The organism is Arthrobacter sp. H14, from assembly GCF_000520495.1.
In the GTDB taxonomy this organism is placed as follows: Bacteria; Actinomycetota; Actinomycetes; order Actinomycetales; family Micrococcaceae; genus Arthrobacter_C.
Window position 1 is genome coordinate 2,506 of sequence record NZ_KI914688.1, and the last position, 3,926, is coordinate 6,431.

Sequence of the window (3,926 nt, forward strand, 5' to 3'; positions counted from 1 at the left end):
CCCTGCCGGTCGGCTTCGACGTCGACGGCGGGCCGGAGGGTTTCCTCCACCTCGACGGCCACCGTGTGCCCGAGCTTGCGCAGGTCCTCGGCGGTCGCGTTGATCGCCGTGGTGTTCGGCAGGCGGTCCCGGGACTGCGGGCGGAACCAGGAGCCAAGGTTCCGGCTCCAACGCCAGCCGTAGTACTTGAGCACGTAGATACCGTGCATGTCCTTACCTGTGCCCTCGATCAGGGTTCCCTCGGCCGGGGTATGGGTGATGGTCAACTCGCACATGGTGTTCTCCTTCAGGTGGTCAGGGGATCCGCTAAGCCAGTTATCGCGGTTCCTATCCCCCGACGCTTCTATATCTGTCAAATAGTCATCGGAGCTGCGTGGAGTGTGTTCAGGGTGCGGTAGAGATGACGGGCGATGTAGCGTTTCAGTGCTCGACGGATTTCGCGTGTGGTGCGGCCCTCTTGGATCCGTTTCTCGACGTAGGCGCGGGTATCAGGGTCGTGAGTCATGCGGACCATCGCGATGGTGTGTAATGCCCGGTTAAGGCGCCTGTCGCCACCCCGGTTGAGTCTGTGTCGAGTCGTATTGCCGCTGGAAGCAGGAATTGGGCTCACGCCGGCCAGGGAGGCAAACGCAGCCTCGTTCCTAACCCTGTCGGGGTGGGACCAGGCAGTGAGAATGACAGCCGCCGTGACAGCCCCGACACCCGTAATATCCAGAATCGGCGCAGCAGGGCTTTGCTGGATCAACCCGGTCATGCGCTTCTGGTTCGCGTCTAGTTGTGCAGTGATGTCATTGATCCTTCGTGCAAGACGAATGGCTTCCTCGCGCGCGATCATCACTTCCAGCGGCTCCTCACGTTCCCGCCACCGGGTGATCGTGAGGATCTGGGTAGTGGTCAAGGGCTTTCGAGCATCGATACCGAGATCGTTGACCCGCACGAGAGCGGTGAGGGCGTTGACGTTCACCGTCCGCTCCCGGGTCAGCTGATCCCGAGCCGAGGCCAAGGTCCGCAGTGCGGCGCGCACGCCCTCGTCCTGTCGGGGTTGCCGCAACCTGGTCTCATCCAAGCCCAGGACAGCAACCGCGATCGCCGCGGCATCCAGTGGATCAGATTTACCTATCCCGCGACGTGCACGGGCACTCATCCGGGGCGCTTCAACGGCGTCGTAACCGGCCTGGGTGACAGCCCTGGCCAGGCGGGCCCCGTAGGCGCCGATGCCTTCAATGACCCACAAAGTTCCCAAGTCGCCGCCGGCGTGCCGGGCAACCCAAGAAATGGCCCGGTTCATCCCGGAACTGGTGCTCGGAAACTGCTGGCACCCGATCTGCTGGCCAGTACGAGGATCCAGGATGGCGTAGGTGTGGGTGCGGGCGTGGCAGTCCACACCTATGACAAATGGGCGGGAGTGCGAAACGATGGTCACCGCGGCCACCTTTCTTCCGAAGGAACTAACGAGTTGGTCGTGATGCGACCGGCGTTCGGCATGGGAGAGAAATTCACTGCGGGGCAATACTGTGACGGGACACAACCCCCTTACAGGGCCCAGTACTCCTGAACGTGTCATAAGGTGCCAGTCGGTAGTGTGAGTGCATGGACGGTGGGTTTTCTGATGAGCTGTTGGCGGATTGGACTCTTGTAGAGGTAGATCGACGGTTGTTGGGGCAGAAGACCGGTGCGCAGGGTCTCGGGTTCGTCATGTTGTTGAAGTTCTTCGAGCTGGAGGCGCGTTTCGCCCGTGATGCAGCTGATTTTCCTGCTGGCTCGGTGTCCTACGTTGCTGACCAGCTTTGTACGACCGCTTCTGCACTCGATGCTTATGACTTTTCAGGCAGAACGTCGAAACGCCATCGTGTACAGATTCGCGAGGCTTTTGGGTTCAGGGAGTTTTCACTCGCTGATGAGGCCGTCTTGGCAAACTGGCTGGCGCAGGACGTATGCCCAAGGGAGGTACGTGATGGCGCGCTGGCGGAGGCTTTAGCGGTCCGTTGCCGACAACTGAAGATTGAACCACCTGCCCGAATTTCACGGATCGTTGGTTCAGCAAGAGCGGCCTTTGAGCAAGAGCTCTGCACCGGCGTCGTTGCTCGTCTTGGCCCGGCGGGTGCGGCCCGGTTGGAAGCAGTGGTCGCGGATGGCACTGCTGGGTCGTTTCTGGCGGCGTTGAAAGCCGATCCTGGCCCTGCCGGACTGGAATCCTTGCTGGCGGAGGTAGAGAAGCTCTCTGCCGCTCAAGCATTGGATTTGCCGCCGGATTTGTTTGCCGGGGTATCGGAGAAGGTCGTGAACGCGTGGCGCGCCAGGGCGGCCAGGATGTATCCGTCTGATTTCTGGGACACGCCCCAAGCTGCGCGGTTAACCCTGCTGGCGGCGTTGTGTCATCAACGAACAGTGGGGATCACGGACAGCCTGGTCGATCTGCTCCTGGTTTTGGTGTTGAAGATCAATACCAGTGCGGTGAAGAAGGTCGAGAAGGAACTCACTGACGATCTCCAACGGGTGAGGGGCAAGACAGAGCTGCTCTTCCGGCTGGCCGAAACAGCGGTCGAACACCCTGATGAGACAGTCCGGGACGCGCTCTTCCCGGTGGTGAGCGAGAAAACCCTGCAGCAGCTCGTGAAGGAAGCGAAAGCCAACGAGAGCGTGTTCCAGGGCAAGGTCCGGACCGTATTGCGGGGGTCGTATTCGAACCACTACCGACGGATGTTGCCGGCGTTGTTGTCCGTGCTGCAGTTCCGCTGCCACAACACGGCGTTCCGGCCCATCATGGCCGCCATCGCACTGCTGAAACAGTATGCCGAAGTGAGGAGCAAAGCCCAGTACTTCAGCATTGATGAACAGATCCCCTTGGTTGGTGTGGTGCCGAAGGCTTGGGCTGGCGCCGTCACTGACGAGAACGGGCGGGTGGAGCGGATCCCGTACGAGCTGTGCCTGCTGGTGTCTTTGCGGGATGCTCTACGCCGGCGGGAAGTCTTCGTCACAGGGGCCAGGAAGTGGCGGGATCCGGAGGACGACCTGCCGAAAGACTTCGACGGGACCCGGGAACTGCATTACGAGAGGCTCCGTCAGCCCCTGGATCCGACCGTATTCATCAACGATCTGCGATCCAGGATGACCCGGGCGCTGGAGAGCCTGGACAATGCGCTTCTTGGTGACACGGCATGCGGGGTCAAGATCACCCAACGCCGCGGTGCCCCGTGGATCATGGTGCCGAAGCTGGAAAAACAAGTTGAACCGGCGAATCTGGGCAAACTCAAAGACGAACTGATCCGGCGGCGGGGTACCTTGGATTTGCTGGAAGTTTTCAAGGAGGCTGACTTCCTGACCGGGTGCACGGAAGAGTTCACTTCCATCTCTTCGCGGCAAAACCTTGGCCAGGACACGCTCCGGCGCCGGCTGCTCATGTGTTTGTTCGGGTTGGGCACGAATATGGGCATCAAAGCGATCGCGAACGCCGGCGGACATACTGAGACCGAACGCGAGCTGCGGCATGTCCGCCGGACGTTCATCACCAAAGACAGCCTCCGCCAGGCAATCGTGAAAGTCGTCAACGCCACCTTTGAGGCCAGGAACCCGGCATGGTGGGGTACAGGCAACGCGTGTGCGTCGGATTCGAAGAAGTTCGGCTCCTGGGAATCGAACCTGATGACCGAATGGCACAACCGGTACGGCGGCCCCGGGGTCATGATCTACTGGCACGTCGAAGAGAAATCCACCTGTATCTACTCCCAGCTGAAGAACTGTTCCTCGTCCGAGGTCGCGGCAATGATCGAAGGAGTCCTTCGCCACGACACCACTGCCGAGATCGAGGCGAACTACGTCGATACCCACGGTGCCTCGATTGTCGGGTTCGCCTTCACCGAGCTCCTGGGCTTCAAGCTGTTGCCGAGGTTGAAGAACATCGGCTCGATCCGCCTCTACCGCGCCAG

The 3,926-nt window shown here is 60.7% G+C and carries 2 protein-coding genes and 1 pseudogene; 1 reads left to right on the forward strand and 2 read right to left on the reverse strand.

The annotated features are described in order from the left end of the window. Window positions 1-275: pseudogene (locus Y707_RS31745) on the reverse strand (DUF3560 domain-containing protein); the annotation flags it as partial. Window positions 276-352: 77 nt separating this feature from the next. Then, the gene (locus Y707_RS0119100; RefSeq protein ID WP_026536267.1) at window positions 353-1,423 is read right to left on the reverse strand and encodes an IS110 family RNA-guided transposase; all 1,071 of its coding nucleotides are present in this window, start codon (window positions 1,421-1,423) and stop codon (window positions 353-355) included. Between the two features lie 167 nt (window positions 1,424-1,590). Between Y707_RS0119100 and Y707_RS27580 the strand changes: the two genes are divergently transcribed. Next, on the forward strand, window positions 1,591-3,926 hold a 2,336-nt coding region (locus Y707_RS27580; RefSeq protein ID WP_051442210.1), incomplete at its 3' end, for a Tn3 family transposase.